The sequence below is a fragment of the Arthrobacter sp. NPDC056493 genome (genome assembly GCF_042795115.1).
Classification (GTDB): Bacteria; Actinomycetota; Actinomycetes; order Actinomycetales; family Micrococcaceae; genus Arthrobacter.
This window is the reverse complement of sequence record NZ_JBHTSL010000004.1, coordinates 63,739-89,763: the sequence shown is the minus strand read 5'-3', so window position 1 is coordinate 89,763 and position 26,025 is coordinate 63,739. Positions and strand designations below refer to the sequence as shown.

The 26,025-nt window shown below is 67.2% G+C and carries 25 protein-coding genes, 6 tRNA genes and 1 riboswitch; of the genes, 20 read left to right on the top strand and 11 right to left on the bottom strand.

Going from position 1 to position 26,025, the window contains the following annotated elements; genetic code table 11:
• Positions 1–31: 31 nt before the first annotated feature.
• The 7 genes from pnuC to ACFQ50_RS02895 form a co-directional block, all read right to left on the bottom strand.
• Entirely contained in the window at positions 32–742 is a 711-nt protein-coding gene (gene pnuC / locus ACFQ50_RS02925) for a nicotinamide riboside transporter PnuC (RefSeq protein WP_377994024.1), read from the bottom strand.
• 95 nt (positions 743–837) lie between these two features.
• Positions 838–986: riboswitch (FMN riboswitch) on the bottom strand.
• A 145-nt stretch (positions 987–1,131) separates the two neighbouring features.
• Complete coding sequence (rpe, locus tag ACFQ50_RS02920; RefSeq protein WP_377994023.1) at positions 1,132–1,788, bottom strand: ribulose-phosphate 3-epimerase; 657 nt, start codon at positions 1,786–1,788, stop codon at positions 1,132–1,134.
• A gap of 54 nt (positions 1,789–1,842) precedes the next feature.
• A complete protein-coding gene (locus tag ACFQ50_RS02915) occupies positions 1,843–3,441 on the bottom strand; it encodes an RsmB/NOP family class I SAM-dependent RNA methyltransferase (protein ID WP_377994022.1) in 1,599 nt (532 codons plus the stop codon).
• Complete coding sequence (gene fmt, locus ACFQ50_RS02910; RefSeq protein ID WP_377994021.1) at positions 3,438–4,358, bottom strand: methionyl-tRNA formyltransferase; 921 nt, start codon at positions 4,356–4,358, stop codon at positions 3,438–3,440. The genes ACFQ50_RS02915 and fmt overlap by 4 nt, the downstream gene beginning before the upstream one ends.
• Positions 4,355–4,957, bottom strand: a complete 603-nt coding sequence (def, locus tag ACFQ50_RS02905; RefSeq protein ID WP_377994020.1) for a peptide deformylase — start codon at positions 4,955–4,957, stop codon at positions 4,355–4,357. The genes fmt and def overlap by 4 nt, the downstream gene beginning before the upstream one ends.
• Positions 4,958–5,113: 156 nt before the next feature.
• Entirely contained in the window at positions 5,114–5,959 is an 846-nt protein-coding gene (locus ACFQ50_RS02900; protein WP_377994019.1) for a cytochrome, read from the bottom strand.
• Between the two features lie 96 nt (positions 5,960–6,055).
• Positions 6,056–6,127: transfer RNA gene (locus tag ACFQ50_RS02895), tRNA-Val, on the bottom strand.
• Between the two features lie 286 nt (positions 6,128–6,413).
• On the opposite strand from ACFQ50_RS02895, the gene ACFQ50_RS02890 reads away from it, so the two are divergent.
• The 6 genes from ACFQ50_RS02890 (at position 6,414) to ACFQ50_RS02865 (ending at position 7,369) form a co-directional block, all read left to right on the top strand.
• A tRNA-Gly gene (locus tag ACFQ50_RS02890) sits at positions 6,414–6,486 on the top strand.
• A gap of 60 nt (positions 6,487–6,546) precedes the next feature.
• Positions 6,547–6,617: transfer RNA gene (locus tag ACFQ50_RS02885), tRNA-Cys, on the top strand.
• Positions 6,618–6,655: 38 nt separating this feature from the next.
• A tRNA-Val gene (locus ACFQ50_RS02880) sits at positions 6,656–6,730 on the top strand.
• A 57-nt stretch (positions 6,731–6,787) separates the two neighbouring features.
• Positions 6,788–6,860, top strand: a tRNA-Gly gene (locus ACFQ50_RS02875).
• A 52-nt stretch (positions 6,861–6,912) separates the two neighbouring features.
• Positions 6,913–6,984: transfer RNA gene (locus ACFQ50_RS02870), tRNA-Val, on the top strand.
• Between the two features lie 148 nt (positions 6,985–7,132).
• Positions 7,133–7,369 (top strand): antitoxin, encoded by a 237-nt coding sequence (locus tag ACFQ50_RS02865; RefSeq protein ID WP_377994018.1) that lies wholly within the window; start codon positions 7,133–7,135, stop codon positions 7,367–7,369.
• A 149-nt stretch (positions 7,370–7,518) separates the two neighbouring features.
• On the opposite strand, the gene zapE is transcribed toward ACFQ50_RS02865, so the two are convergent.
• Entirely contained in the window at positions 7,519–8,556 is a 1,038-nt protein-coding gene (zapE, locus tag ACFQ50_RS02860) for a cell division protein ZapE (protein ID WP_377994017.1), read from the bottom strand.
• A gap of 217 nt (positions 8,557–8,773) precedes the next feature.
• Here zapE and ACFQ50_RS02855 point away from each other — a divergent pair, with 217 nt between their 5' ends.
• The 3 genes from ACFQ50_RS02855 to ybaK are packed head-to-tail and all read left to right on the top strand — an operon-like array spanning position 8,774 to position 10,723.
• Positions 8,774–9,697, top strand: coding sequence for a sulfurtransferase (locus tag ACFQ50_RS02855; RefSeq protein ID WP_377994016.1), 924 nt, complete (start codon positions 8,774–8,776; stop codon positions 9,695–9,697).
• Positions 9,698–9,748: 51 nt separating this feature from the next.
• Positions 9,749–10,207, top strand: a complete 459-nt coding sequence (locus tag ACFQ50_RS02850) for a SufE family protein (RefSeq protein ID WP_377994015.1) — start codon at positions 9,749–9,751, stop codon at positions 10,205–10,207.
• Positions 10,208–10,219: 12 nt separating this feature from the next.
• Positions 10,220–10,723: a Cys-tRNA(Pro) deacylase gene (ybaK, locus tag ACFQ50_RS02845; protein ID WP_377994014.1), complete on the top strand. Its 504-nt coding sequence runs from the start codon at positions 10,220–10,222 to the stop codon at positions 10,721–10,723.
• On the opposite strand, the gene ACFQ50_RS02840 is transcribed toward ybaK, so the two are convergent.
• On the bottom strand, positions 10,711–11,982 hold the full coding sequence (locus ACFQ50_RS02840; protein ID WP_377994013.1) for an alpha/beta hydrolase family protein: 1,272 nt from the start codon (positions 11,980–11,982) through the stop codon (positions 10,711–10,713). The two genes, ybaK and ACFQ50_RS02840, sit on opposite strands and share 13 nt — an antisense overlap.
• A 117-nt stretch (positions 11,983–12,099) precedes the next feature.
• On the opposite strand from ACFQ50_RS02840, the gene ACFQ50_RS02835 reads away from it, so the two are divergent.
• The 6 genes from ACFQ50_RS02835 to ACFQ50_RS02810 all read left to right on the top strand — a co-directional run bounded on the left by ACFQ50_RS02835 (position 12,100) and on the right by ACFQ50_RS02810 (position 17,324).
• Positions 12,100–12,591, top strand: coding sequence for a hypothetical protein (locus ACFQ50_RS02835; protein WP_377994012.1), 492 nt, complete (start codon positions 12,100–12,102; stop codon positions 12,589–12,591).
• A 14-nt stretch (positions 12,592–12,605) separates the two neighbouring features.
• Positions 12,606–13,064, top strand: coding sequence for a peptide-methionine (R)-S-oxide reductase MsrB (msrB, locus tag ACFQ50_RS02830; RefSeq protein WP_377994011.1), 459 nt, complete (start codon positions 12,606–12,608; stop codon positions 13,062–13,064).
• Positions 13,065–13,222: 158 nt separating this feature from the next.
• Positions 13,223–14,635: a DUF6421 family protein gene (locus ACFQ50_RS02825; RefSeq protein WP_377994010.1), complete on the top strand. Its 1,413-nt coding sequence runs from the start codon at positions 13,223–13,225 to the stop codon at positions 14,633–14,635.
• Positions 14,632–15,438, top strand: a complete 807-nt coding sequence (locus ACFQ50_RS02820) for an SDR family NAD(P)-dependent oxidoreductase (RefSeq protein WP_377994009.1) — start codon at positions 14,632–14,634, stop codon at positions 15,436–15,438. The genes ACFQ50_RS02825 and ACFQ50_RS02820 overlap by 4 nt, the downstream gene beginning before the upstream one ends.
• A gap of 21 nt (positions 15,439–15,459) precedes the next feature.
• Positions 15,460–16,569, top strand: a complete 1,110-nt coding sequence (locus ACFQ50_RS02815; RefSeq protein WP_377994081.1) for a threonine aldolase family protein — start codon at positions 15,460–15,462, stop codon at positions 16,567–16,569.
• 68 nt (positions 16,570–16,637) lie between these two features.
• Entirely contained in the window at positions 16,638–17,324 is a 687-nt protein-coding gene (locus ACFQ50_RS02810; protein WP_377994080.1) for a DUF3000 domain-containing protein, read from the top strand.
• Here ACFQ50_RS02810 and ACFQ50_RS02805 read toward each other — a convergent pair.
• Together ACFQ50_RS02805 and ACFQ50_RS02800 are read right to left on the bottom strand one after the other, a co-directional pair.
• Positions 17,321–18,694, bottom strand: a complete 1,374-nt coding sequence (locus tag ACFQ50_RS02805) for an MFS transporter (protein ID WP_377994008.1) — start codon at positions 18,692–18,694, stop codon at positions 17,321–17,323. The two genes, ACFQ50_RS02810 and ACFQ50_RS02805, sit on opposite strands and share 4 nt — an antisense overlap.
• Positions 18,691–19,986 carry a lyase family protein gene (locus ACFQ50_RS02800; protein ID WP_377994007.1) on the bottom strand — a complete coding sequence of 432 codons (1,296 nt, stop codon included), beginning with the start codon at positions 19,984–19,986 and terminating at the stop codon, positions 18,691–18,693. The genes ACFQ50_RS02805 and ACFQ50_RS02800 overlap by 4 nt, the downstream gene beginning before the upstream one ends.
• A 174-nt stretch (positions 19,987–20,160) precedes the next feature.
• Between ACFQ50_RS02800 and ACFQ50_RS02795 the strand changes: the two genes are divergently transcribed.
• The 5 genes from ACFQ50_RS02795 (at position 20,161) to ACFQ50_RS02775 (ending at position 25,980) form a co-directional block, all read left to right on the top strand.
• Entirely contained in the window at positions 20,161–20,925 is a 765-nt protein-coding gene (locus ACFQ50_RS02795; RefSeq protein WP_377994006.1) for an IclR family transcriptional regulator, read from the top strand.
• Positions 20,926–21,044: 119 nt separating this feature from the next.
• Positions 21,045–21,896 carry an iron uptake transporter permease EfeU gene (gene efeU / locus ACFQ50_RS02790; protein WP_377994005.1) on the top strand — a complete coding sequence of 284 codons (852 nt, stop codon included), beginning with the start codon at positions 21,045–21,047 and terminating at the stop codon, positions 21,894–21,896.
• Between the two features lie 62 nt (positions 21,897–21,958).
• Positions 21,959–23,155, top strand: coding sequence for an iron uptake system protein EfeO (efeO, locus tag ACFQ50_RS02785; protein WP_377994004.1), 1,197 nt, complete (start codon positions 21,959–21,961; stop codon positions 23,153–23,155).
• Positions 23,152–24,519 (top strand): iron uptake transporter deferrochelatase/peroxidase subunit, encoded by a 1,368-nt coding sequence (gene efeB / locus ACFQ50_RS02780; protein ID WP_377994003.1) that lies wholly within the window; start codon positions 23,152–23,154, stop codon positions 24,517–24,519. The genes efeO and efeB overlap by 4 nt, the downstream gene beginning before the upstream one ends.
• A 129-nt stretch (positions 24,520–24,648) precedes the next feature.
• Positions 24,649–25,980, top strand: coding sequence for an HRDC domain-containing protein (locus ACFQ50_RS02775; protein WP_377994002.1), 1,332 nt, complete (start codon positions 24,649–24,651; stop codon positions 25,978–25,980).
• The last annotated feature ends 45 nt before the right edge of the window (positions 25,981–26,025 follow it).

Sequence of the window (26,025 nt, the reverse complement as noted above, 5' to 3'; positions counted from 1 at the left end):
GTGAAGGCCGTCACCGGCTTCTGGGCAGCAGTCACTTGGACACCGCCGGGTCCGGGAAGGCAGTCTCAACCTTGACGGTGGACGGGTCCGCCTGGGCCTGGGTCCGGGAAGCCCGCCACCAGACGATGAAGCCGGCCAGCGTGAAGAAGCCGTAGAACAGGTACATGAAGGCACTGGCAAAGTATCCGGCGCTGAAGAGCAGCGGGACGCCCACCACGTCCACGGCAACCCAGATCAGCCAGAACTCGGTCCAGCCGCGGGCCATGCCGTAGGTGGCCAGGAGCGAGCCCATGAAGGTCCACGCGTCGGCCCACACCGGCGGGTAGGAGCCGAGGGAGTCGAAGAGCGGGGTGAGGGCGGCGGTGCCGGCCATGAGCGCGAGTACCAGCACCACGCGGGTCCTGGCGCTGGCCCAGGCGGGCGCGATCGCCGTCGAGGATCCCGCCGCCCGACGGCTCTGCTGCCAGCGCTGCCAGCCGTAGACGGCCACGATGATGAACATGACCTGCCGCCCGGCCTGGCCCCAGAGTGTGGCCGGCGTGGCGGAACCGAAGACGTTGCCCAGGAAGACCGTCAGGAGCAGAAGGTTGCCCGCGATGCCGGCCGGCCATGCCCAGACTTTGCGCCGCATGCCGCCGAGGGCACTGGCCAGGCCAAAAATGTTTCCCAGCACTTCGCGGAGAATGAGCACTGATCCGCCCACGGGAATCTGTGCCTCGAAGAGCCAACGCAGGATGTCCATGCGTGCGTGCCGTTCCTTCCCTCAAGAGCCGAGACTGCTCCGGGGGTATACGACAGCGAAACGCAGCGGCGTTATGGAACGCCACAAGTACAGCTGTACGTGCTTCTCTCATCCAGACTTTAACTGTCGGTACCGGAATTTCACCAGTTCAACCGTCCGCCGGGCTTCCAGAAAGGAAACACCGGCTCGCGGGTCGCGGACTGTCACCGCCGGTTCGGACTTACACCGACCCCGGAGCACGTATTGTGTGTTGCTATTCTGACACAACTTGGCGGGTGCCCAGGCTATTCCCGCTACAAACCGTCATGCGGGCAGTCCTGGAGGCCGGTTGCGGCCTCCAGGACTGGGCTCCTGGCTGAAGTCCCGGCTCGACTCTTGAGGACCGAAGCCTAGAGGCTGCCGGCCTTGCGCAGCCGGTCGATGGCGCCGGACGGGTCAGCGGCCCCATACACGGCCGAGCCGGCGACAAAGACGTTGGCCCCGGCTTCCGCGGCACGGACGATGGTTTCCTCGGTGATTCCGCCGTCCACCTGGATGGCCACGTTCACACCGGATCCCTCGATCGCGGCACGCGCGCGGCGGATCTTCGGCAGCGTGAGGTCAAGGAACGCCTGCCCGCCAAAGCCGGGCTCCACCGTCATGATCAGCAGCATGTCCAATTCCGGGAGCATGTCCAGGTAGGGCTCCACCGCCGTTGCCGGGCGCAGCGCCATCCCGGCCTTCGAACCCCTGGCGCGCAGCTCACGGGCCAGCTTCACCGGCGCGATCGACGCCTCGGCGTGGAACGTCACGGAAGCAACGCCGGCGTCCGCGTATCCGGGCGCCCAGCGGTCGGCGTCGGAAATCATGAGGTGGGCGTCCAGCGGAACCGGGCTGACCGCCTGGATCCGCTGGACCACGGGAAGCCCCAGGGTGAGATTGGGGACAAAGTGGTTGTCCATCACATCCACATGCACGGCATCAGCATTGCTGATTTTCTGCAGCTCGGCTTCGAGGTTCACGAAGTCGGCGGAGAGGATGCTGGGGTTGATGCAGCACTGCGTCATGCGGTGTCCTTTCGGGGGACGGGAGTCCGGGGTTTGAGATCAGTCGGTGGGAAGTCAGCGCTTGCGGCGGATCAGGGCGAGGAACATGGCATCCGTGCTGTGGACGTGCGGCCACAGCTGCGCGGTCTTCTCATGACCCGCGCCCAGGCCGCCGCCCAGGCTGACGGCGTCCAGCACGCTGCCGGCGTCCAGGAGTTCCAGGTCATCGCGTTTGCGCAGGGCATCGCTGACCACCGCGGTGGTTTCCGCAGGGTGCGGCGAGCAGGTCACGTAGGCCACCACGCCGCCGGGGCGCACAGCCGCCAGGGCGGAGTTCAGCAGTTCGCGCTGCAGCGGTCCCAGGTCGGCAAGGTCCTTGGGGGTACGGCGCCAGCGGGACTCGGGCCGGCGGCGCAGGGCTCCGAGTCCGCTGCACGGCACATCCACGAGCACACGGTCGAAGGCGGCAGGCCGTTCCGACCCGACCTCCCGGCCGTCGCCGGTTCTGACGGTCCAGACGTCCGAGGGGACTGCGGACAGTGCCTGGCTGACCAGTTTGGCCCGGTGCGGGGCGGGCTCGTTGGCCAGCAGCGTGGCCCCGCGTTCGTGTGCCAGGGCGCCCAGCAGGGCAGCCTTGCCGCCGGGTCCGGCGCAGAGATCGAGCCAGGCTTCCCCATCCGCGTTTGCGCCCTTCCCTGGCTCAAGGCTGGCCGCCGCCAGGGCCCGGGCCACTAACTGGGAACCGACGTCCTGCACGCGTGTGGTGCCGGACCGGACGGACTCCAGCCGGCCGAGGTCGCCGCCGCTGGAAAGGGCGGATCCTTCCACGAGTTCGCCGGGGACGGCACCGTTCTCCAGTGCCTCGTCAAGGCTTCCCAGCCCGGGAAGGGCCACCAGGTTGACGACGGGGGCCGCGTTATCCGCTTCCAGGAGGTCGTTGATCTCGCCGACCGGCCGGCCGTGGGCCACGAGGGACTGCCGCAGGGCGCGGACAATCCACTCGGGATGGGCATAGCGGACGGACGCTACCTTGTTCTGGTCCTGCTCGCCGGCAACCAGCTCGTCCACCCACTCGTCCAGGCTGCGGGCAGCTACCTTCCGGAGGACAGCGTTGATCAATGCCGACGGTCCGGCGCCGATGACGGCGCGGGCCAGGCCGACGGTCTGGTCAAGGGCCGCGTGTGCAGGGACCCGCATCGCCAACAGCTGGTGGACGCCGATGCGCAGGGCGTCCAGGACGGCAGTGTCTAGCTTATCCAGGGGCCGGTCAACGCAGCGGGCGAGGATGGCGTCGTAGGTGCCCTGGTTCCGCAGCGCACCGTAGCTCAGTTCGGTGGCGAATCCGGCGTCGCGGCGGTCAAGGCCGTGCTGCCTAATGCGGGCCGGCAGCACGAGGTTGGCGTAGGCATCCTCGGCCGCGACGGCGCGCAGCACTTCAAAGGCCACCAGCCTGGCGGGGTCCGCCCTGCGGGTGCGCTGCGACGGTGCGCTTTCCGTGAAGTTGCGCTGCTGGCCGCGGTTGCGTTCCCTGCCCTGCGCATTGCGGCGGCTGGCCCCACCCCCGCCCCGGCGCTGGTCGGAACCGCCCGTACCTGAACCACCGGTACCCGAACCTCGCTGGCCGCCGTGGCTGGACCGGTCCTGCCCGGATCCGCTTCTGCCGGAGTCACTCATTGGAATACCACGCTTTCGAGGGAAGACTGGCCGCGCGCCCAGTCGGCTGCGGCCATCATTTTCTTGCCGGCAGGCTGCACCTTGGTGAGTTCGACGGCATGCGAACCGGTGCCCACCAGCACGCTCTTGCCGGCCAATGCCAGTTGTCCGGGCTGAACGTCGGTGATGTCAGGGCGGAGTCGCAGCGGCTCAAGCTTCAGCCGCTGGCCATCAAGAGTGGTCCAGGCCCCCGGTTCGGGTGTCACACCGCGCGCGCGGCGGCCCACGGACAGGGCCGGTTCCGACCAGTCGATGCGGCCGTCGTCGAGAGTCAGCTTGGGCGCCAGGCTCACTTCCCCCTGTTGGGGAAGCGGCGACGCCGCGCCGGACCCGACGGCGGACAGCGTCTGGGCAAGCAGGACGGCACCGCTGTGGGACAGCCGTTCAAGCAGGGCCCCGGAGGTGTCCTCCGGGCCGACGGCTTCAGTCAGCGTGCCGATGACAGGGCCCGTGTCGAGCCCCTCCTCGAGCTGGAAAGTCACAGCACCGGTGATGTCGTCGCCGGCAATAACGGCCCGCTGCACAGGAGCTGCGCCCCGCCAGGCAGGCAGCAGTGAGAAGTGCAGGTTGATCCAGCCGTGCGGGGGAACATCGAGGGCCGCCCGGGGAACCAGCCCGCCGTAGGCAACAATCGCCGCCACGTCGGGTCGGGCTTCGGCGATCTGTTGGGTGACGGCAGCGTCCACCCGGGACGCGTGGATGATTTGGATGCCGAGCTCGGCTGCCCGGGCAGCAACGGGCGACGGCGTGAGGACACGCTTGCGTCCCACCGGCGCGTCCGGCCGGGTCAGCACCGCGACGATCTCGAAGCCGGCGGCCACGAGGGCATCCAACGAGGGGACAGCTACGGACGGGGTACCGGCGAAGAGAACCCTCATCCGGCAGCGCCGAAGCTGCCGGTTCCGGACGTTGCCGCCCCGAAGCTGCCGCCGCCGAAACTGGAACCGACGGTCTTGGCGCGCTTGGCGGTGGTCTGTTCGGTGATGGAGTCGTAGTTTGCGTTGCGGATGGAGCGAAGGGCGGCCTTGCGGTCCTCACCTTCGAGCCGGTCAGTGAAGAGGATGCCGTCCAGGTGGTCGGTTTCGTGCTGGAAACAGCGGGCAAGCATGCCCTCCGCCTCCACCGAGAGGGGGTTGCCGTTCATGTCGACGCCGGTCACGCGGGTGCTCCGGTAGCGCCGGACCGGGAAGCCCAGGCCGGGGATGGACAGGCATCCCTCCACTTCATCCGGCTGGAAGTCCTCGCTGCATTCCAGCACGGGGTTGATGACGTGGCCTTCAACGCCGCCGATCCGGTAGGTGAAGACCCGGAGGCTGACGCCGATCTGGGGCGCGGCCAGGCCTGCGCCCTCCACGTCCTCCATCGTTTCGGTCATGTCGGCAACGAGCCTGGCCAGCTCCGGCCCGAAATCCGTGACAGGGTCGGCAACCGTGCGGAGCACGGGATCGCCGATGATACGGATATTCAGAATTGCCATGTGCAGTCATTTCCTCACGGTGAACGGGTAAACGGATCCAGTCCAGTTTAGTTGCTGCGGCCTGGCCGGCGCAGACGACGGCGGGAACGGGCCCGGCCAGTCCCCGGCCAGTCCCCGGCCAGTCCCCGGGCGGGACCAGGCCCGGTGCGGGAAGAGTCAGGAGTAGACCGGCGGCGCCAACGGCAGCAGCGCGGGTCCGGCGCTGACGGTGTCCGCGGACATTTCCCATACCCGGCGCAGGGCGCAGAACTTCCACCAGTGGTGCTTGAGGACTTCGGGATTGGCGCGGACGGGCCGGACCTCGGTTTCACCGATCGCGACGGCAAGCAGGACCGGGGTATCCCCGTGCTGCCACGGTTCCCACTCCCCTGCCACCGGGTCCACCAGGCTTTCCTCCGCCTTCATGCCGGCAACGAGCTGCATGACCACCTTGTCATCCAGGGGCTTGACCTGTCCGTCGCGCGTCGTTCCCTTGGTCTTGTAGTCGATGAGGCAGGTGCGTCCGTTGATCTTCGCGACGAGGTCCAGAGTTCCTGCATATCCCACCGTCTTGTTCCACACGGTGATCTCCGGCGCGATCGGCTCGACCCGGAACAGCTCCCACCACTCATCGAAGCGGGCGGCGAAGGCTTCCTCGCCGTTGGACGCCAGCGCTTCACGGGCTTCCTTCATCTGGTGCGGCCTGCCGAGAGCACGCAGCGCCACCTGCTCGCAGTAATGGTGCACCCGGTCCCCGCGCTGTGCAGCCTCGTCCCGGTAGGTTTCGGCCGCCTTGGCAGCACGGTTCACCGCCTGCCGCACCCTCGCTGGGCTGCCCAGGATCTCGGGCAGCGACGGATCCTTGGCCAGGCTGCTGGCGCCCATATATCCGAACCAGCCATCCAGCCCGTGGGGCTGCTGCCCGATGACGGTGGTGATGGAGGGAACCGTGAACTGCTCGGTGGTGGAGCGGGCGTACATTCGGCCATATTCCGTGGCGTGGGCGAGGAGTGGAGCGGTCATGATGAGACTCTTTCACGGGGGTCAGACATTGATGCAAAAACAGAAAAGCCCGCCCCTCCCAGTTCTATCTCCTGGGCTGAACGGACTTTCCATCGGTGGGCGATACTGGGTTCGAACCAGTGACCTCTTCGGTGTGAACGAAGCGCGCTACCACTGCGCCAATCGCCCCGATGCATTTGAATGCTAGCGGACGATCGCGGGTTAACGGAAATCGGCCCGTGAAGTGCTGCACGCCACACAGCCAAGTTCCCCCGACATCACCGGCCGAGGGGTGCAAACCCCCGCGAAACTACACTCCTGTAATTCGAAAATTTCCCTAGAATTCAAGGAAATAGGGCCCACGCGCCATCCAGGCCGGCACTCGATTTGGAGTTTCCCGGAACCTCCTATAGAGTTCTTACTCGTTGGAACGCGACGAACTGCCGAATACGGCAAGGAACCGCGGCTCCGAAATGCGGACGTAGCTCAGCTGGTAGAGCACCACCTTGCCAAGGTGGATGTCGCGAGTTCGAATCTCGTCGTCCGCTCGCAGGACACTGTCATGGTTCTGATTCCCGGAAGTTGATTCCAGGGATCGAGGCCTACACGGTGGGTTGGCCGAGAGGCGAGGCAGCGGCCTGCAAAGCCGTATACACGGGTTCGAATCCCGTACCCACCTCGGTGAAAACCATGGTTTCCGGTACTCCCGGATGAAATGGGCGATTGGCGCAGCGGTAGCGCGCTTCCCTGACACGGAAGAGGTCACTGGTTCGATCCCAGTATCGCCCACCAGAGCAAGGAAACTTGCTTGTAGTTGAACGTTCAGTCTCCAGGCGGAACTTCACAAATGCGGACGTAGCTCAGCTGGTAGAGCACCACCTTGCCAAGGTGGATGTCGCGAGTTCGAATCTCGTCGTCCGCTCTCTTGATCCTTGAGGATCCGAACCCAGGAAACCGCCGGTTTTGCCGGCTCCGGGCGATTGGCGCAGCGGTAGCGCGCTTCCCTGACACGGAAGAGGTCACTGGTTCGATCCCAGTATCGCCCACGAAACTAAGCAGCTCTCCGGAGCTGCTTTTTTCTTGCCCTCATACTGTTTGACAAAGTTTGTCAATAACTCCTTGGCATGCGCCGCCTTCGGGGCTAGGATCGAATGCGGAGGAGCGAACTGGCTCCGCGATTGAAGGGAGGTGCTCGTGGGTTTACTTGACGATCTAAAGGGCAAGGCTCAGGGTCTGATCCGCGGCAACGAGCAAGCCATCAAGGACGGCATCGACAAAGCAGGTGATTTCGTCGACTCCAAGACGGGCGGCAAATACACCAGCCAGGTAGATAAGGTCCAGACTGGCGCTTCCACTCTCGTTGACAAAGCCAATGAGAGGCCAACCCAGGGACCGGCGGACAACGTGCCGCCGGCTGAGAAGGCTCCGTAGCCAGGACTTACCGGGCTTCGCCCCTAAACGTCAAAAAAGGTGCCGGTCCCGCCGAGAGGCGGCGCCGGCACCTTTTCGTGTCTCCGGAGAAATTCCGCGGCGCCGCCAGGACCCTTGGATGCAAAGCCGGGGTCTGCAGAAGCACCCGGCTACGAGGGCTCGTGGTTCTGGCCTTCGCGGGCCAGAGCGGTAAGCCTGGACACCGCCCTGAAGTACTTCTTCATGTAGCCGCCGGTCATCATGTCCTCGGTGAACAGCTTGTCGAACGGAACGCCGCTGGCAAGGATCGGAACGTCCTTGTCGTAGAGGCGGTCGGCGAGCACCACGAACCGCAGCGCCACGGCCTGCTCGGTGATGGTTTCCACATCCCGCCAAACAACACCGTCCACCCCGTCAAGCAGCTTGCGGTAGCGGCTCGGATGGACGCCCGCGAGGTGGGCGATGAGGGTGCCGAAGTCGTCCTCGGCAACGGTTTTGCCGTCAAACTCGGCCTTCATGTGGGCGTGGAGTTCGCTGTTCCGCAACGGTGCCGGCGCGGCCGGCAGTCCGCGGTGGCGGAAGTCCTCGCCGTCGATCCTGATGACGTCGAACTGGTCCGCCAGGACCTGGATTTCACGCTGGAAATCCACGGCGGCAAAGCGGCCGTCGCCCAGCGAGCCAGGCAGCGTGTTGGAGGTGGCCGCAAGTTTCACGCCGGCGTCGGCAAGTTCCCGCATGAGGCGTGACATCAGGACCGTGTCGCCCGGATCGTCCAACTCGAACTCGTCAATGCAGACAAGCCTGTACGAGCTCAGCGCCTCAACGGTTTTCCGGAAGGAAAGGGCACCCACCAGGTTGGTGTATTCCACGAAGGTGCCGAAGGCCTTGGGGCCTGGGGCCGCGTGCCACAGTGAAGACAGCAGGTGGGTTTTTCCGACGCCGAATCCGCCGTCGAGGTAAATGCCGGCGCGGGTCGTTTCCTTCTTGCCAAAGAGCTTCTTGAACAGTCCCCCGCCGTCCCCGGTGCCTACTCCTCCGGCGAATGCCTGCAGCGCGTTCACTGCTGCCGCCTGGCTCGGCTGCTTCGGGTCCGGCCGGTAGCTTGCAAAGGACACCTGCCCGAACCTGGGCGATGGGTAGAAACCTTTGAGGAGCTCATCCACCGACACCGCCGGCGTCCGGGTGGTGAGCTTTTCGATCTGTACCAAGGCGGTCCATTCTGCTGGTGATTTGTCCCCAGCAAGAATACCGGCATTGGCCGCCCGCCCCGCGGGATACGCCGCACTGCCGGCAATGCCGTGAGCAAGCACACATTTCGTCCTGTTAACACACAGGAGCATTCGTACCGGCCCGTGGCTAGTGTTGGAGCAGTGACCCGCCGTCCCCGGCGGTCTGACCTGACCGTTTCAGTGAAAGGCCATACGCATGTCCTACCCCGTTGAACAGAACGAGAAGTTCGCCGCCTACGCGCACCCGGAGCGGCTTGTTTCCACCGAGTGGCTGGCTGCGGCCATCGACACCGGCGCCCTTAACGACGGCAAGCTCGTTGTGGTGGAGTCCGATGAAGACGTCCTGCTCTACGAAACCGGCCACATCCCCGGCGCGGTCAAGATTGACTGGCACACCGACCTGAACGACGAAGTCACCCGTGACTACGTGCAGGGCGAGGCGTTTGCCGCCCTGGCCGCCGCGAAGGGCATTTCCCGCGACGCCACGGTGGTCATCTACGGCGACAAGTCCAACTGGTGGGCCGCCTACGCCCTCTGGGTCTTCAGCCTGTTCGGCCACGAGGATGTCCGGCTGCTCGACGGCGGCCGCGACAAGTGGATCGCCGAAGGCCGTGCGCTGACCACCGACATCCCCACGCCGGCCGTGGCGGACTACCCGGTCGTGGAACGCAACGACACGCCGATCCGCGCCTTCAAGGAAGACGTCCTGGCCCACCTGGGCAAGCCGCTCATCGACGTCCGCTCCCCCGAGGAATACACCGGCCAGCGCACCCACATGCCCGCCTACCCCGAGGAAGGCGCGCTGCGCGGCGGCCACATTCCCACTGCGGCGTCGATCCCGTGGGCACGGGCAGCAGCAGAGGACGGCACCTACCGCAGCCGCGCCGAGCTTGAGGCGCTTTACCTCGGCGAGGCCGGACTCACCGAGGGCGACGACGTCGTGGCCTACTGCCGCATCGGCGAACGCTCCAGCCACACCTGGTTCGCGCTGAAGTTCCTCCTGGGCTTCGAAACGGTCCGCAACTACGACGGGTCCTGGACTGAATGGGGCAATGCCGTGCGTGTGCCGATTGCCAAGGGCGCGGAACGCGGTTCAGTACCGGCAGTTGCCGCGAGGTAAATCCTCCGTAAAAAAGCGGTGGACGGGAACAATCTGCGTAAGCTGGAAGTGATGAGTACTCAAGCGCTTCCCACCGCCCTGGCGGAGATTGTCGACGACTTCCAGGCACTGAGCGAGCCCGAGCGGCTGCAGCTCCTGCTGGAGTTTTCCCGCGGCCTGCCGGAGCTTCCGGACCGCCTGAACAACCACCCTGAGTTGCTGGAGCAAGTGGTGGAATGCCAGTCGCCTCTTTTCCTCACCATTGAGACGGAAAAGAACGACGGCGGGTCCCCCGCCTTCCGGCTGTTCTTCAAGGCGCCGCCGGAGGCCCCCACCACCCGCGGTTTCGCCGGGGTGCTCCATGAAGGACTGGACGGCCTCACCGCCGAGGAGATCCTGGCTGTCCCTGATGACATGCCGGAACTGCTCGGCCTGACCCGCGCCATCACGCCGCTTCGCATGCGCGGCATGACCGCGATGCTCGGGCGCATCAAGCGCAAGGTGGCCGCCGCGGCCCGGCTCTACGCCTAGGAACCACACTCCATGGCGCGCAAGAACACGTCTCAGGGGACGCCTGCCACAGCCGTACTGGCTGCGGCAGGCGTTTCCTTTAACCTGCACCCCTACAGCCACGATCCGGCCGCGGCCAGTTACGGCATGGAAGCGGCCGAGGTCCTGGGAATCAATCCGGCAAGGGTCTTCAAGACGCTCATGGTGGAGGTCGACGGCAAACTGGCGGTCGGCGTCGTACCTGTCAGCGGAACCCTGGACCTGAAAGCGATAGCTGCTGCGCTGGGCAGCAAGAAGGCCGCCATGGCGGACCCGGCCGCGGCTGAACGGCGTACCGGTTACGTCCTGGGCGGAATTTCCCCCCTGGGACAGCGGCAGCCCTCGCCCACCGTCATCGACGAAAGCGCCCTCACCCTGGACACCATCCTGGTGTCCGGCGGCCGGCGCGGCCTGGACATCGAACTGGATCCCCGCGAGCTGGTGCGCCTCACCAAGGCCGTCACAGCCGCGATCGGAACGGGCTCTCAGGCAGGCTGAACCGGTTCCGGCTGGCCGGGGTTCCGGCGCGGCGCCAGCTGCTGCTGCAGCCACGCCCGGACCAGCGCTTCCCAGCGGACCGGATCAGCGTTCCACTCCTTCGCATGCCGTGCCCCCTCGAACGGCTCGAAGGTGACCATGTCGGGGTTTTTTTCGGCGAGGAGGGCCGACGGCTGGTAGGGCACGTACTCATCATCCACGCTGTGGATGATGAGCGTCGGCGTCCGGAGCTCAACGGCCCGCGACACCCAGTCCATTGATTTCAGGTCCACGGGCGCAGCCAGTCCTGTGAGCCGGCGGCCCACCTTGTGACCCATCATGAGCTGGCCGTACCGGCCGACGGCCGACGGGATCCGGTTCAGCTCAGCGTGGTGGGCCAGCACATTCACCCAGTCGATGACGGGTGCGTCCAGGACCATGGCCCGGATGACGTGCCTGTGCTCCGACAGGTCCGCGGTCTGCAGGCAGATGGCCCCGCCCATGGACCAGCCGAAGAGAACAACCTCCCGGGCACCGCGGGCCAGGGCAAAGGCGATGGCAGCGTCGATGTCCCGCCACTCCGTGGAGCCCAGCCCGTACCGGCCGTCGAATGCTGCCGGCGCCAGGCCGTCGTTCCGGTAGGAAACCAGGAGATTCGGCAGTCCGAGCTCGTGGGCCACGCGCGCTCCGCGCAGGCACTCCTGCCGGGTGGCCCCTCGCCCGTGGACCATGATGGCCCACGTCCCGGCCCCCGCATCTCCCGGAATCAGCCAGCCGGGCGCCGTTCCGCCTTCGACCTCGATGGCTACGTCTTCGGTCGCCAGTCCGACGTCGGAGGGATGCTGGTACGTGGCGCCTCCCCACCAGCCGCGGCCCGCGGTTTCCAGGTTGCCGCTGTAGACGGCCTCAACTTCGCGCAGAACGGTGCGCTCGGCCGGGGAATACGACAGGATCTTGCCGATCCGGGCATGCCCGGCACCGGCGTCGAAGAAGAGGCTGTACACGCCATTGTGCGTTGTCTCCGGCGTGGCTGCGAGGATGATCTGCAGTTCCCTGCCTTCCCTGATGACCGCCAGGACTTCCTGGTCCGCAGCCCGCACGCGGGCCGGAGTGAGGACGCGGCGGGCAAAGTAGAGCGCGAGGGCGGACGATCCGGCACCGAGCAGGGCAGCCGCGCTGCCGCCGGCAATGATGCCCCCGAGCGTCCACTTCGCCCTGAGGGTCATCGCATTGCCCTGGGCAGTGGACGGGGTTGTCAAAGCAGCCTGCGCGGAATCCATGCCTTCCATCTTGACGGATCCGGCCCCTTCCGGCACATTCACGGCCCAGGGCGTGCCGACCAAATGCATGCGGGACAAATGCATGCAGGCATTGGCGGGCGGGACTAGGCTGATGCCATGAGCGATCCAATCGTCATTCTGACTGAAGAGCCGCTGGGTGCGGACGACCGCGTGAACATCGAACGCCTGGTGGACGGGGGTGACTCGCCCCTGGTTGTGCTGGTGCCGGCCAATACGGAACGGCATCTGCTGGTGGACTTCCTCGAGAACCTGTCGATGCTGGACATTGCTAAGGCTTTCCGTGAGCTGACCTCCCATGCCCCGGACCCTGTGGAGGAAAGGGCAGCAGCAGACGCCACGCTGGCCACCTCGGTCAGCGCACTGGAAGGCCTCGGCGGCGGAGTTGCCGGCGAGGTGGTGGCCGGCGGCGCCGTTAACGGCCTCGTGGCCAAGGTCAAGGAGCTTGGGGCTGCCCAGGCCGTCGTCATCACCAGGCCGCACGCCGTGTCGGACACCTTCCATACCGATTGGGCCAACCGGGCGCAGGACAAGCTGGGGCTCCCGGTGCTGCATCTGTATGCGGGCTCGGGATTTATCGGGGACTCCTGAGCGTTGGTCCGACTATGAGCACTCCTGAGAAATCCGACCTCACCAACACCGCCGCAACCCCCGCCGCCAACCGATCCGACGAAGACTGGCGGCAGGAACTGACGCCGGAGGAGTACCACGTGCTGCGCCAGGCCGGCACGGAACGCCCCTACACCGGCGAATACTGGGACACCCACACCGCCGGCGTCTACAACTGCCGGGCGTGTGGGACCGAACTGTTCACCAGCAAGGAAAAGTTCGATTCGCACTGCGGTTGGCCGTCATTCTGGGCCCCGCTGGCGGAAGGGCGCGTGCGCTACATCCACGACCGCACCCTGGGCATGGACCGTATCGAGGTGCGGTGCGCCAACTGCGACTCGCACCTTGGGCATGTCTTCGAGGGTGAGGGCTACGGGACCCCGACTGACCAGCGTTTCTGCATCAACTCCATCTCACTGAAGCTGGTTCCGGCCGCCGGCGACCCCCAGGCCTGAGGTTGCCGCCTGAGGTTGCCTGGCGCTGCGCCTAGCGGTTATTTGGACAGCCTCGAGCACTACAGTTTCTTATGCTCGAGCCCTTGATGGATTAGGAAGGCTGTCTGCTTGCTACGCTCGCCGTAGAAGCTCAGATCACCCGAAAGGCGAGGCCAGCGATGACCGCAACCGTACACACAGCACCAGCCAGAATCTCTGCGGAACACCCGGACTGGCAGCGACTCAAGGCCGCGGCCACTGCGCTGCGGAGCCTGCAGGTGCAGGACGGTTCGATCCCCGACCAGGCCGCCCACGCGGCTGCGCACGGCCACATCGAAGCCCTCGCCAGCGCCATCGAGGCGCTGGCACCGGCGTTCCCCCACGATTCCCTCTACCTGGACCTGGTGGGCCGGGACTTTGGCCGCTGGGCCGGGGGCGGGTTCGGCGTTCCGGATTTCCTCGACTCCCTGCTGGCCTTCCAGCCGCAGGCGGACCGCGAGAACGGTCTGCAGCACCTGGTGGTCTTCCCCATGTACACGCAGAACGGCAGCAGCAGCAGGCTCGTGGAGGCTGTCCTCATAGACGTGGTGTGGCCCGACTTCATCGCGGGCCTGGAACAGGGCGACTACTCGAACCGTCTGTTCGTGCCGATCCGGTTCATTGACTTCACCCCCGGGTACGACACCAACTCCGCTGTGCTGTTCCCCGAGACCGTGGGCGTGCGGGCGACGCCGCGGTTCACCTGGGGCGCCATTTTCGCAGACCGGGAGGCGGCACGGTTCCGCCGCGTCCTGCGGGCCGCTGCCGACATCACCTCGCTCCAGTTGCCGGCCGGGGCTGCGGAACTCCTCGAGGACCAGGAACTCACCGAAAAGACCTTCGTGATGTGGGACCTGATCCACGACCGCACGCACATGCGCGGGGACCTGCCGTTCGATCCGTTCATGATCAAACAGCGGATGCCGTTCTTCCTGTACTCCCTCGAGGAGCTGCGCTGCGACCTGACGGCCTTCCGGGAATCGGTGAAGATCGAAAAGGACGAAGCAGCGGATCCGGAGGCCCGCCGGCACGCCAAGCTGGTGCAGTACGCAGTCATCTTCGACCGCATCTTCCGGTTCGCCATCACCGGCAGCCGGGTGCGCAACTACGACGGGCTCGGCGGCCAGCTGCTCTTCGCGTGGCTGCACCAGCACCGCGTCCTCCACTGGACCGACAGCCGGCTGACCATCGACTGGGAACACGTCGCCGGCGTCGTGGTGGAGCTGGGAGCCCGGATCGAGGAGCTCTACTGGCGCTCCATCGACAGGCCCAAGACCGCCCACTGGCTGGCGGCCTATGGGCTGATCTCGGGCACCGTCACGCCGAACCCGGCTTCTGTCTGGGCCAAGGGGCCGGGCGCCCTTCCCCTCGACGGGCCGCCGCGGGGCCTCACGGACCAGGTCATGGACGACGAGTTCCCGCTGTCCATGTTCTACGAAGCCCTAGAAAAGAAGATGCGCCCCGTCATCGAATCCACCGCCGGCATTACCGGTTCCTCGGATTCTGCCTTGCCGCCGGGCGGCCCGGCGGCGACGGCAGCGACGGCAGCATGACGAACGGCAGCATGACCGGCGCCGGCCTGACCGACGGGAGGCCACTGCGCGTGCTGGTCACGGGCGGCAGCGGACCTTCGGGAGTCGCCGCCGCCCGTGCCCTGCTGCACGCTGGCTTTGCCGTCTTCACTGTGGGCTCGGACAAGGCACGCATCGAGGCCGCCGCGGAAACAGCGGGCGGAGCCACACCCCTCGTATGCGATCTCGGCGACCTCGCCGCCGTGCGAGAACTGCAGCAAGAGCTCGCGCGCACCGCCGGAAAAGTCGACGGAGTCATCCACCTCGTGGGCGGCTGGCGCGGGGCGCAGGGCATCACGGACCAGACCGATGAGGACTGGGACTTCCTGGAGCGCAGCGCCGTCACCACACTCCGGAACGTCACGCGCGTCTTTTACGACGACCTCGCCGCCTCGCCCTGTGGACGGTTTGCCATGGTGTCGTCGACGGCGGTGGAGAGTCCCGCCGCGGGCGTCGCCAGCTACGTCGCGGCCAAGGCCGCCGCGGAAGCATGGACCATGGCGGTGGCTGAGGGGTTCCGCCGGGACAGTGACGCCCCGGACAGCCCGGCCGGCGGCGCCCAGCACAGCGCCGCCGTCGTCCTGGTGGTGAAGGCGCTGGTGGACGCAGGCATGCGCAGCGAGCAGCCGGAACGGACGTTCCCCGGCTACACGGACGTCGAGCAGCTGGCGGCGGCCGCCGTCGGGCTCTTCAGCCAGCCGGCCGCGGAGCTGAACGGGCAGCGGCTGCTGCTGGCCCCGGTGCCCGCCGGCTCAGCAAGCACACAGAGCGCCGCAACTACCTAGACTGAAAGCGTGACCAACGAAATGACCACAACCGTTCAAACCACCGGCGGCACCATGTCCAGGCTCCACGACGCCTCGGTCCGCGGCTTTGCCTCGGACAACTACTCGGGGGTGCATCCCGAAGTGCTGGCCGCGCTGGCCGCCGCCAATGAGGGGCACCAGGTTTCCTACGGCGAAGACGCCTACACGGCCCGCCTGCAGGAGCTGATGGAGGAGCACTTCGGGCCGGGCATCGAGTGCTTCCCGGTCTTCAACGGCACGGGCGCCAACGTGTTGTCCCTGCAGTCGCTCCTGCCGCGCTGGGGTGCGGTGGTCTGCGCCTCGACGGCGCACATCAACATGGATGAGAACGGCGCCCCGGAGCGCGTGGGCGGCATGAAGCTGCTGCAGGTGCACACCCCGGACGGCAAACTCACGCCCGAGCTCATCGACCGCGAGGCGTGGGGCTGGGGTGATGAGCACCGCGCCCAGCCGCTGGCCGTCTCCATCACCCAGACCACCGAACTGGGCACCTGCTACACGGCTGATGAAGTTCGGGCAATCGCCGAGCACGTCCACGCCAAGGGCATGAAGCTGCATATGGACGGGGCGCGGCTGGCCAACGCAGCGGCCCATCTGGGCGTTCCCCTCCGGGCTTTCACGCGCGACGCCGGCGTGGACATCCTCTCCTTCGGCGGCACCAAGAACGGCCTGCTGTTCGGTGAGGTGGTGGTGGCGCTGAACCCCGACGCCGCCCAGGGGCTGCTGTTCCTGCGCAAGATGAACATGCAGCTGGCCTCCAAGATGCGGTTCATGTCCGCACAGTTCATCGCCCTGCTCGAGGGCGACCTGTGGCTCCGTTCGGCCGGCCACGCCAACGCCATGGCCGCGAGGCTGCGCGCCGCCGTGGACGACATTGACGGCGTCGAACCCACGCAGAAGACAGAATCCAACGGCGTCTTTGCGGTGTTGCCCGAGGGGGTGGCGGACAGGCTCCGGGAGTCCTTCCGCTTCTACGACTGGAACGAGGCCACCCGCGAGGTCCGCTGGATGTGTTCCTTCGACACCAGCGAGGAGGACGTCGACGCCTTCGTGGCAGCCATCAAAGCTGAACTCGCCCGGCACGGATCCGCCCAGGCGGCAGGAGAGTAACATGCGCGGGATTGCATGAGCAGGCGGCGAGCCTGCCGGAACCGGCGGTTTCCAATGCGTAGCCTGCCATTGTGAACGCACTTGCCCAGGTTCCGGCGAATTTCCTGTATGCGCTGGGAACGCTCCGCAAAGCACGCTGCCGCAGCGAACTGCGCCTCGACGAGATCCCGGCGCCCGCCCGGCTGGCGCCTTTCGCCGTCGCCCTCGGCGCCGAGGTCATGGTTCCCAGCGGCGGCAAGGGTGGCGGCGACAGGGACCGTACACCGGTCCACGGGCCGGCGGCCATGGCGCTGGCCCGATCGGCTGCCGCCGGGGCAACCGCGGCAGACACCGACGACGACGGCGAGGAGCTCGCCACCGGCCGCTTCATCCTGCTGCACGATCCGGACGGCTCCGCCGTGTGGGACGGCGAGTTCCGGATCGTCACCTACATCCGGGCGCAGCTCGACGCCGAGATGGGCAACGATGAAATGCTCGGCTCGGTGGCCTGGACGTGGCTTGTGGAAGCACTCGAAACCCACAACGCCCCCTACCGCGCGGCCGGCGGCACAGCCACCCGAGTGCTGTCCGAAAGCTTCGGAACGCTGGCGGACCGGCCCGCCTCGATCGACATTGAACTCCGTGCCTCGTGGACTCCGGCCGGCGCCGACGTCCAGGCGCACCTGGAGGCGTGGTCTGACATGGTGTGCACCTTCGCCGGCCTCCCGCCGCTGCCCGACGGCGTCTCCGCGCTCCCCCGCCGGCGCCGCAGCTAGGTCCGGTTGTCCTGAAGGGCTATGGCGCCTGGCCGCTCGGTGTGGTGGGGCGTGTCGATTTCCTCGTCGACGGCCGCGAGCGACTCGGTTCGTGTTTCCGGGGCCCACCGCCAGCAGACGACGGCGCCGATCAGGAGGACCACCACGCAGGCAGACAGGGCGGTGCTGATGCCGGCTCCGGCCACCACCAGGGGCAGCAGGAAGGTGCTTCCCGCTGATCCGAGACGGCTGGATGCCGTCGCGACGCCGACGCCGGAAGCGCGCAGCTCGGTCGGGAACAGTTCAGGCGGGTAGGCGAACTCGAGGTTCGCGGCAGCGGACAGCACCAGCGCGAAGGACGCGAACAGGATGACGGCCAGGACCGGGCTCACCGAAGCGAAGAGGACCAGGGCGAGCAGCAGCGCTGCACCGAGGATAAAGCTACCGATGAGGAAGGCACGGCGGGAGATCCGGTCGATGATCAGCATGCCCACGATGGCGCCCACGAGCAGGAACACGTTGTAGGCTGCCCCTGCGGCAAGTTTGCCGGACACGCCAAGGGCTTCCATGACCTGCGGGGCGAACGTTCCCAGGGCGAAGTAGGGAATGACCTGGCAGACGTAGAACACGGCGCCGACCATTGTCCTCCTGCGGTACTTCGCCGAGAACAGCACAGCCAGTCCGCGGGCCGGCTTGGCGGAACCCGCCGGTGGCGGGGCCACGTTCGGGCCGGCATGGCGGCGGACGACGTCGGCGGCCTCCTGCAGACGGCCGTGCTGGGTCAGCCACAGCGGCGATTCCGGAACGCCGAGGCGGAACCCGAACACGATCAGGGCAGGGGCTGCGCTGACCAGGAGCATCCAGCGCCAGGCGTCCGGTCCGAGCCCGGAAAGCAGGAAGCCGGCAAGGTAGGCGATGACGTATCCCAGCGCCCAGGCGATGGCGAGGAAACTCATCAGCCGGCCCCGGAAGTGCCTGGGTGAGTGTTCGGTGACCAGTGACTTGCTGACCACATAGTCCGCCCCCAGGGCGACACCCAGGAGAAGCCGAAGGACCAACAGCTGCCAGGGCTCCTGGACGAAGAACTGCAGCGCGGACAGGGCGCCGAATACCAGCATGTCCCAGCCGAAAATCCTGCGTCGACCGATCCGGTCCGCGATCGGTCCGGTGACGATAGCTCCGATGAAAAGTCCCGCCAGGGTTGCCGCGCCCAGCAGCCCGATCCACAGCGGGGTCAGGTTCAGTGCGGCGGTGGCCGAGGCGAGGACGATTCCGACGATTCCGAGGACGAACCCGTCACTGAACTGGCCCCCGGTTCCTGCCACGGCGACCCGGATGTGGAACCTGGTGAGCGGGGCATCTTCGTAGGCAGTCTGCTTGGGCGCGCTCATCGGGCTTCCTCCGTTCCGGCGGTGCTGGTCTTTCCGGCGGTGCGCGCCGTGGCCACTGCCAGGGTCGTTGCGTCATAGCCCTGTTCGGCTGCCATGGTGACCCACTGGTCGAAGCCGGCGGCGAGGTTTTCGTTGAGGCGACGCCCGTCCCAGGCCAGGCCCGTGATGCATTTGCGTCTGAACGTCCCGGCAGCGGCGGCAACGTCATCGAAGATGTTGAGCAGCGAATCAACAATCACGGGCTCCATGATGTTCAGCTCCAGCTCCCCGGCCGCCACCGCGCATTCGACGGCGTGGGCTGCGCCCCGGACCCGGTAGCTGAGCTGCATCACGAATTCCGGAATGACGGGGTTGATCTTGCCGGGCATGATCGAGGACCCTGCCTGGGTCGCCGGCAGCGTCACTTCGCCGATACCGCCGACGGGGCCGGAGGACAGGAACCGCAGGTCGGCCGCGATCTTGGCCATGGTGATTGCGGCACGGGCACCTGCCGAAGCAATCGCCGCGTACGGATCCAGGTGCGAGAGCGCGTCAACGAGGTCTTCCGACCCCGCCAGTTGCCGGCCCGTGGCGTCACTCAGGTCCTGCACGCAAAGTTCCCGGTAGCCGTCCGGGGCTCCGATGCCCGTTCCAAGGACAGTTGCTCCGATGGGAATCGAGTCCAGCTCCGCCGTCGCAGCCCGCAGCCCCTCGGCCACGCGCCGGATTGCCGTGGCGTGTGACCGGTGTGTTTGACCCACCGTGAGGACCACGGCGTCCTGCAGGCAGGTGCGCCCGAGCCGTTGTGCAGTGTCATACTCAGCGGCCTTGTCCTCCAGCGCCAGGGCCAGTGCCGTGAGGGCCTGGAGGGGGCGTTCGGAGAGCTCCCGGATGGTCAGCGCCATGGCGGTCGGATACGTGTCGTTGGTCGACTGGGAGGCGTTGACGTGATCGTTGGGGTGCACGGCGAAGCCTGAAATCTGTGACGCCCGGGCGGCGATGACCTCGTTAAAGTTCATGTTCGTCGTCGTCCCTCCGCCGCCCAGGACGAGCGCCGTGGGGAACTGGCTGCCGTGCAGCCCCGAGGTGATCTCAGCGCACGCGGCCTCGATGGCCCCTGCCGCCTCGGGTGCGAGGACGCCGAGCGTGGCGTTGGACCGGGCAGCGGCGGCCTTGACCAGTGCGTAGTTCCGCACGAAAGCAGGCACGTCTGCCACCCGCCGGCCGGTTGTACCGAAGTTCTCCACAGCAAGGCTGGACTGCCTGCCGTAAAGGACCTGTTCGCTGGACGCCTCTGTCTGAAGGACTGTCATTTCAATACCTCTCAAGTGATGTGTACCACAGTGGATTGAAAGGTACGGCCCCTGGCGGCCGGCTCCTAAAGCTGTTGCTGCTGCAACAACAGTTTTTTACCTATCCGCCAAGTTAGTGCAGACTCTTTCTAAACATGCGTTGCTGTGACAGCAACTGCGGACGAGGAGGACGCCGTGAGTGAAAGCACCGCCGAGCGGGTTGCCGCCCTGCTGCTGGCTTTCGAAAATCCCGGGCAGGCGGGAGGCGAGCATTCCGTCGGTGAACTCGCCAGGGCCGTGGGACGCGAGCGCAGCCAGGCCTCGCGGATGCTCAAGGCGCTGGCACGGAGCGGACTCGTCGAACAGGATCCCGACCGCCGGACCTACAGGCTGGGATGGAACCTCCGAATACTGTCCACCGGTGCAGGCAACTACCCCCTGGTGCAGGCGACCCGGCCGGCCCTGCAGGCCCTCGTGGCAAAAACCGGGGAAGTTGCCCTGCTGTCGGTACAGGAAGGCAACCGGTCCCTGACCGTGCTCCGGGAGGAATCCCAGCAGTCCCTCCAGGCGGGCGGCTGGGTCGGCCGCCGCTCCCCCATGCACTGCACGGCGTCGGGGCGTGCGCTGATGTTTGACTTCGACGACGAACTGGTGGAAACGCTCACGGCCAACGACCTGAACACCCCCACATCGGCGCCGGGGGCACCAAAGGACCTGGCCTCGCTTCTGCACAGAATCGAACTCGAACGGGCCCGGGGATATGCAGTGGCATCCGAAGAAGTAGAAATTGGACTCACATCCGTCGCGGCCCCCGTACGGGACCGCCTGGGACACATCGCCGGCGTGCTCAACGTGTCCGCACCAACCTCACGCATCATCACGCGCACCGATTCAATAGGCCAGTTGCTCATCGCCGCGTCCCGGGCCATCACACAGAACCTCCGATCCCGGCGGAACTAACCGGTGGAGTAATGTCTCCGGCAATTACGGCACGATTCTTTTGCCTAATCGCCTTTGCCGTGTAAAGTCCCGTGCTTAGGTGAGCCTAAGCCGGGCTCCTCCGGCAGAAGGTGCTTTACATGACAGCCAACTTCCTCATCGGCCTCCGGGAGGGCCTCGAGGCGACGCTCATCGTCGTCCTGCTGATGGCCTACCTGACCAAGAGCGGCCGCCGTGCACTGCTCCCCCGGTTGTGGGCGGGCGTGGGAATCGCTGTTGCCGTGTCCGTGGGTTTCGGCGCCCTGCTGACCTTCGGCCCGCGTGGCCTCACCTTCGAAGCCCAGGAAGCAATCGGCGGCGGACTGTCCATCGTCGCCGTCGGGCTGGTCACCTGGATGGTCTTCTGGATGGCGCGCACCGCCCGCACGCTCGGCAGCGAACTGCGCTCCCGCGTTGACGGCGCGGCCGACGGCGCAGCCTGGGGCCTGGTGCTTGTCGCGGCCCTCGCCGTCGGCCGGGAGGGCCTGGAGACGGCGCTCTTCCTGTGGGCGGCAGCCCAGGCCAGCGGCGAATCCGGAACCCCGCTGTTCGGCGCCCTCCTGGGCCTCGCGGTGGCCGCCGGGCTCGGCTACCTGCTGCACCGCGGGGTCCTGAAGGTGAACCTGTCCCGGTTCTTCACCTGGACCGGCGTGGCCCTGGTGGTCATCGCCGGCGGCGTCCTCGCCTACGGCGTCCACGACCTGCAGGAGGCCGGCATCCTGCCCGGGCTGCACAGCCTCGCCTTCGACGTCTCAGCCGCCGTCCCGCCGTCGTCCTGGTACGGCACCCTGCTGAAGGGGACCCTGAACTTCTCCCCGGCCACCACGTGGCTGGAGGCAGCCGCCTGGGTCCTGTACGCCGTCCCCGTTCTGTTCTTCTACCTCCGCGCCAACGTCCGCACGCCGCACCGTTCCGCGGAAGCCCCTGCCGCAGCTGCCGCCGTCGCGTCCTGACCGGCAGCTCCTGCACCCCCCAACGAACCCCGCCGCATCCCCAACACCCCCAAGGAATCCACATGCCAGGCTTGACCTCGCCCAAAATCCGCCGGGCTGCCGGTGCCCGCCTCGCCGTCGTGGCAGCCACCGCAGTCCTCCCGCTGGCCCTCGCATCCTGCACCGAGAACGCCAGCGCCAACGCATCCGGCACCACCGGCGGGCCCATCCAGGTGACCAGCACCGATTCCGGGTGCAAGGTCTCTGCCACTGAAGCCCCGAGCGGGAACCTGACCTTTGCCGTGAAGAACGACGGCGCCGAAGTCACCGAGTTCTACGTGCTCGCCGAAGACGGCCTGCGGATCGTGGCCGAGGTGGAGAACATCGGCCCGGGAATCACCCGCAACCTGGTGCTCACCGCTCCGGCCGGCATGTACACCACCGCCTGCAAGCCGGGGATGAAGGGCGATGGCATCCGCGCCGACTTCACCGTCAAGGACTCGGGCCAGCCGGCCACCGTTGACGCCGGCCACCGGAAGCTCGTGGACACCGGGGTCACCCAGTACACCGCCTACGTCAAGGACCAGACCGAGCAGCTGGTGGCCGGAACCAGGGAGTTCGCCGCGGCCTATGCTGCGGGCGACGCAGCCAAGGCCAGGAGCCTTTACGCGGCCACCCGCATGCACTGGGAACGGATCGAACCCGTGGCCGAATCCTTCGGGGACCTCGACCCCAAGCTCGACGCCCGCGAGGCAGACCTGGAACCAGGACAGAAGTGGACCGGCTGGCACCGGGCCGAGAAGGACCTGTTCCCGCCGGCCGGCTATGAGGCACTGACAGCGGCTGAGCGCTCGGCAATCGCCAAGCAGCTGGTGGCCGACACTGAGGAACTCAGCACCCGCACCCGCACCGTCGAACTCAGCGCGGACAAGCTGGGCAACGGCGCCAAGGAGCTCCTGGACGAGGTGGCGCGCGGCAAGGTCACCGGCGAGGAGGAAATCTGGTCGCACACGGATCTCTGGGACTTCCAGGCCAACGTGGACGGCGCCCGGATCGCGTTCGAAAACCTCAAGCCCGCCCTGCAGCAAAAGGACGCCGCCCTGGCCTCGGACCTCGACGCCAAGTTCGGGGCCCTGCAGGCTGAGCTGAAGAAGCACGCCAAGGGCGACGGCTTTGCCTACTACAACGAGCTGGGCAAGGACGAGGTCCAGCAGCTCAGCGCGCTGGTCGACGCCCTCGGCGAGCCGCTGTCCAAGCTCACCGCGGCAGTGGTGCTGTGAGCGGCTGCCCCTTCGGCGGCGGCCAGCAGCCCCCGGCCGGCACGCACTCCGAGGCCTCGGCCGCGTCTCCGGAGACGCCCGACAGCGATAACCGCCGTCTGTCCCGCCGTGGCCTTCTGGGGCTGGCGGGCGTGGGCGGCGCAGGGGCGGTGGCGGGCATCGCCGCCGGCCTGCTCGGCCACGATGCCATTGCGGCTGCCGCAGCGCCCCCAGTTGCCAACGGTTCGGTTGTCCCCTTCTTCGGCGACCGGCAGGCCGGCATCACCACCGCCGCGCAGGACCGCCTCCACATGGCGGCCTTCGACGTCACCACAGAAGACCGTGCGGCACTGATCGAACTCCTCAAGGACTGGACGGCCGCCGCGGACGCCATGACCGCAGGCCGGACCACCGGTACCACCGGCGCCGTCGACGGCCCGTACGACGCCCCGCCGGAGGACACCGGCGAGGCGCTGGATCTGGACGCCGGTAGGCTCACGCTCACGATTGGCTTCGGCGCCTCCCTATTTGAAAAGGACGGCAAGGCCCGCTTTGGCCTCGACGGAAAGCGGCCCGATGCACTGATCGATCTGCCGCACTTCCCCGGCGACGCCCTGGAGCCGGCCCGCACGGGCGGCGACATCGTGGTACAGGCGTGCGCCGACGATCCCCAGGTGGCCGTGCACGCCATCCGCAACCTGGCCCGGATCGGCTTCGGCAAGGCCCGCGTCCGCTGGTCCCAGCTGGGGTTCGGCAGGACGTCGTCGACGTCGCGCGCGCAGCAGACCCCGCGCAACCTTTTCGGCTTCAAAGACGGGACCAACAACCTCAAGGCCGAGGACACCGCCCTGCTCGACGAGCATGTGTGGGCCGGCGGCGGATCCCGTGCCGGCGAAGCCTGGATGGCCGGCGGAAGCTATCTGGTGGCCCGGCGCATCCGCATGCACATCGAGATCTGGGACCGCACCTCGCTTCGCGAACAGGAGGGCCTGATCGGCCGGACCAAGGGAGAAGGCGCACCGCTGTCCGGCGGCAAGGAGTTCACCGCCCCGAACTTCGCCATCAAGGGCAACGACGGCGAACCCCTCATTGCCATGGACTCCCACGTCCGGCTGGCCCACGCGGACCAGAACGACGGTGTGCGGATGCTCCGCCGCGGGTACAACTACACCGACGGCTCGGACGGGCTGGGCCACCTCGACGCCGGGCTGTTCTTCATCGCCTTCGTCAAGGACCCGCGGACGCACTACGTGCCGATGCAGATGACCATGGCCAAGGAAGACGTGCTCGCCCTGGAATACCTCAAGCACACGGGTTCCGGCCTCTTCGCCGTGCCGCCTGGAACCAGGCAGGGCGGCTTCATCGGCGAAGGCCTCTTCGCCTGAGCTGTGTTCGACCGGGCACTGTTTCGCCTATTCACCGTGGAGTGGGCAGCGCGCCGCCGGGCGGTTCCGACGGCGGCGCGTGCAGCCCCGGACCGCCGCCGGGCCTGCTGCCGGTAAACTAGGGTCATCATGACCCCTCAAAATCCGGATAACACCACGGCCGGCGCTCCGGCTGCTGAAAACACACCCCATATAACGGTGGAAGGCTTTGACAGCCGGGTCCCCGTTGTCATCGATCTCGATTCCCCCCGCGACGGGGTGCCTCTGGTCATCGAAACCCAGGCAGGGCTGGAACGCTGTGCCGCGGCGATCGCCGCGGGCACGGGCCCGGCCGGTGTCGACGCGGAACGCGCCTCGGGCTTCCGCTACGGGCAGCGCGCGTTTCTGGTGCAGATCCGCCGGGAAGGTTCCGGTACCTGGCTGATCGACCCCGAGCCGTTCGAGGACCTGCGGATCATCAATGATGCCCTGCGCGGCGTCGAATGGATCCTGCACGCGGCCAGCCAGGACCTCCCCTGCCTGTCGGAACTGGGCATGTGGCCGGACAGGCTTTTCGACACCGAACTTGCAGCCCGGCTCGCAGGCCTTCCCCGTGTTGGCCTCGCGGCCGTGATCGAGCAGCTGCTCGGTTTCGGTCTCGCCAAGGAGCACTCGGCAGCCGACTGGTCCACCCGCCCCCTGCCGGAACCCTGGCTCCGGTACGCAGCGCTCGACGTCGAAGTCCTGACGGAACTGCGCGAGGAACTCATCGAACTGCTCGAAGAGGACGGAAAACTCGAATACGCCGAGCAGGAGTTCGCCGCGATCCTGTCCGCCGGGCTCGCTGCGCCGAGGGTGGACCCCTGGCGCAAGACGTCCGGACTCCATCAGATCCGGGACCGCCGCCAGCTGGCCGCAGTGCGGGAGCTGTGGCTGGAACGCGATGCGCTGGCCCAGAAGCGCGATGTCGCCCCCGGCCGGCTCATTCCCGACTCCGCCCTCGTCGCCGCCGCCAAGGCGATGCCGGCAACCGTCCCGCAACTGCTCGGCACCAAAGGGTTCCACGGCAGGGCCGCCCAGCGGGAGGCCCCGCGCTGGCTGCGCTGCATCGCCGCGGCCCGGGCACTCGAAGACCTTCCGCCGCTGCACCTGCCCACCAATGCCCCGCCGCCCCCGCGGGTCTGGGCCGACCGCGACCTCGCCGCGGCCGAGCGGCTGCAGACCGCCAGGCCACTGCTGCAGGAGACAGCGGACGGGCTCAAGCTTCCACTTGAAAACCTGCTGACCCCGGACTACCTTCGCCGTGTCGCGTGGCGGCCGCCGGCGGACGTCAGCGAAGCCGCCATCGCCGGGGAACTGCGCGAACTGGGTGCCCGGCCGTGGCAGGTGGAACTGGTGGCTCCGCTGATCACCGCCGCGTTCCTCAACCCCCAGCCGCTGCCGCCCAAGGAGGCCAGGGAGCCCAAGGAATCCTCCGCCTAGGAGAGCCTGGGCTTCGGGGGCCCGTGCACGGATTGCACCGTTTGC

Excerpts from the sequence above, each read along its gene's own strand:
- pnuC (WP_377994024.1), bottom strand. The coding sequence starts at position 742 with ATGGACATCCTGCGTTGGCTCTTCGAGGCACAGATTCCCGTGGGCGGA.
- rpe (WP_377994023.1), bottom strand. The coding sequence starts at position 1,788 with ATGACGCAGTGCTGCATCAACCCCAGCATCCTCTCCGCCGACTTCGTG.
- ACFQ50_RS02915 (WP_377994022.1), bottom strand. The coding sequence starts at position 3,441 with ATGAGTGACTCCGGCAGAAGCGGATCCGGGCAGGACCGGTCCAGCCAC.
- fmt (WP_377994021.1), bottom strand. The coding sequence starts at position 4,358 with ATGAGGGTTCTCTTCGCCGGTACCCCGTCCGTAGCTGTCCCCTCGTTG.
- def (WP_377994020.1), bottom strand. The coding sequence starts at position 4,957 with ATGGCAATTCTGAATATCCGTATCATCGGCGATCCCGTGCTCCGCACG.
- ACFQ50_RS02900 (WP_377994019.1), bottom strand. The coding sequence starts at position 5,959 with ATGACCGCTCCACTCCTCGCCCACGCCACGGAATATGGCCGAATGTAC.
- ACFQ50_RS02855 (WP_377994016.1), top strand. The coding sequence starts at position 8,774 with ATGTCCTACCCCGTTGAACAGAACGAGAAGTTCGCCGCCTACGCGCAC.
- ACFQ50_RS02850 (WP_377994015.1), top strand. The coding sequence starts at position 9,749 with ATGAGTACTCAAGCGCTTCCCACCGCCCTGGCGGAGATTGTCGACGAC.
- ybaK (WP_377994014.1), top strand. The coding sequence starts at position 10,220 with ATGGCGCGCAAGAACACGTCTCAGGGGACGCCTGCCACAGCCGTACTG.
- ACFQ50_RS02840 (WP_377994013.1), bottom strand. The coding sequence starts at position 11,982 with ATGGATTCCGCGCAGGCTGCTTTGACAACCCCGTCCACTGCCCAGGGC.
- ACFQ50_RS02835 (WP_377994012.1), top strand. The coding sequence starts at position 12,100 with ATGAGCGATCCAATCGTCATTCTGACTGAAGAGCCGCTGGGTGCGGAC.
- msrB (WP_377994011.1), top strand. The coding sequence starts at position 12,606 with ATGAGCACTCCTGAGAAATCCGACCTCACCAACACCGCCGCAACCCCC.
- ACFQ50_RS02825 (WP_377994010.1), top strand. The coding sequence starts at position 13,223 with ATGACCGCAACCGTACACACAGCACCAGCCAGAATCTCTGCGGAACAC.
- ACFQ50_RS02820 (WP_377994009.1), top strand. The coding sequence starts at position 14,632 with ATGACGAACGGCAGCATGACCGGCGCCGGCCTGACCGACGGGAGGCCA.
- ACFQ50_RS02815 (WP_377994081.1), top strand. The coding sequence starts at position 15,460 with ATGACCACAACCGTTCAAACCACCGGCGGCACCATGTCCAGGCTCCAC.
- ACFQ50_RS02805 (WP_377994008.1), bottom strand. The coding sequence starts at position 18,694 with ATGAGCGCGCCCAAGCAGACTGCCTACGAAGATGCCCCGCTCACCAGG.
- ACFQ50_RS02800 (WP_377994007.1), bottom strand. The coding sequence starts at position 19,986 with ATGACAGTCCTTCAGACAGAGGCGTCCAGCGAACAGGTCCTTTACGGC.
- efeU (WP_377994005.1), top strand. The coding sequence starts at position 21,045 with ATGACAGCCAACTTCCTCATCGGCCTCCGGGAGGGCCTCGAGGCGACG.
- efeO (WP_377994004.1), top strand. The coding sequence starts at position 21,959 with ATGCCAGGCTTGACCTCGCCCAAAATCCGCCGGGCTGCCGGTGCCCGC.
- ACFQ50_RS02775 (WP_377994002.1), top strand. The coding sequence starts at position 24,649 with ATGACCCCTCAAAATCCGGATAACACCACGGCCGGCGCTCCGGCTGCT.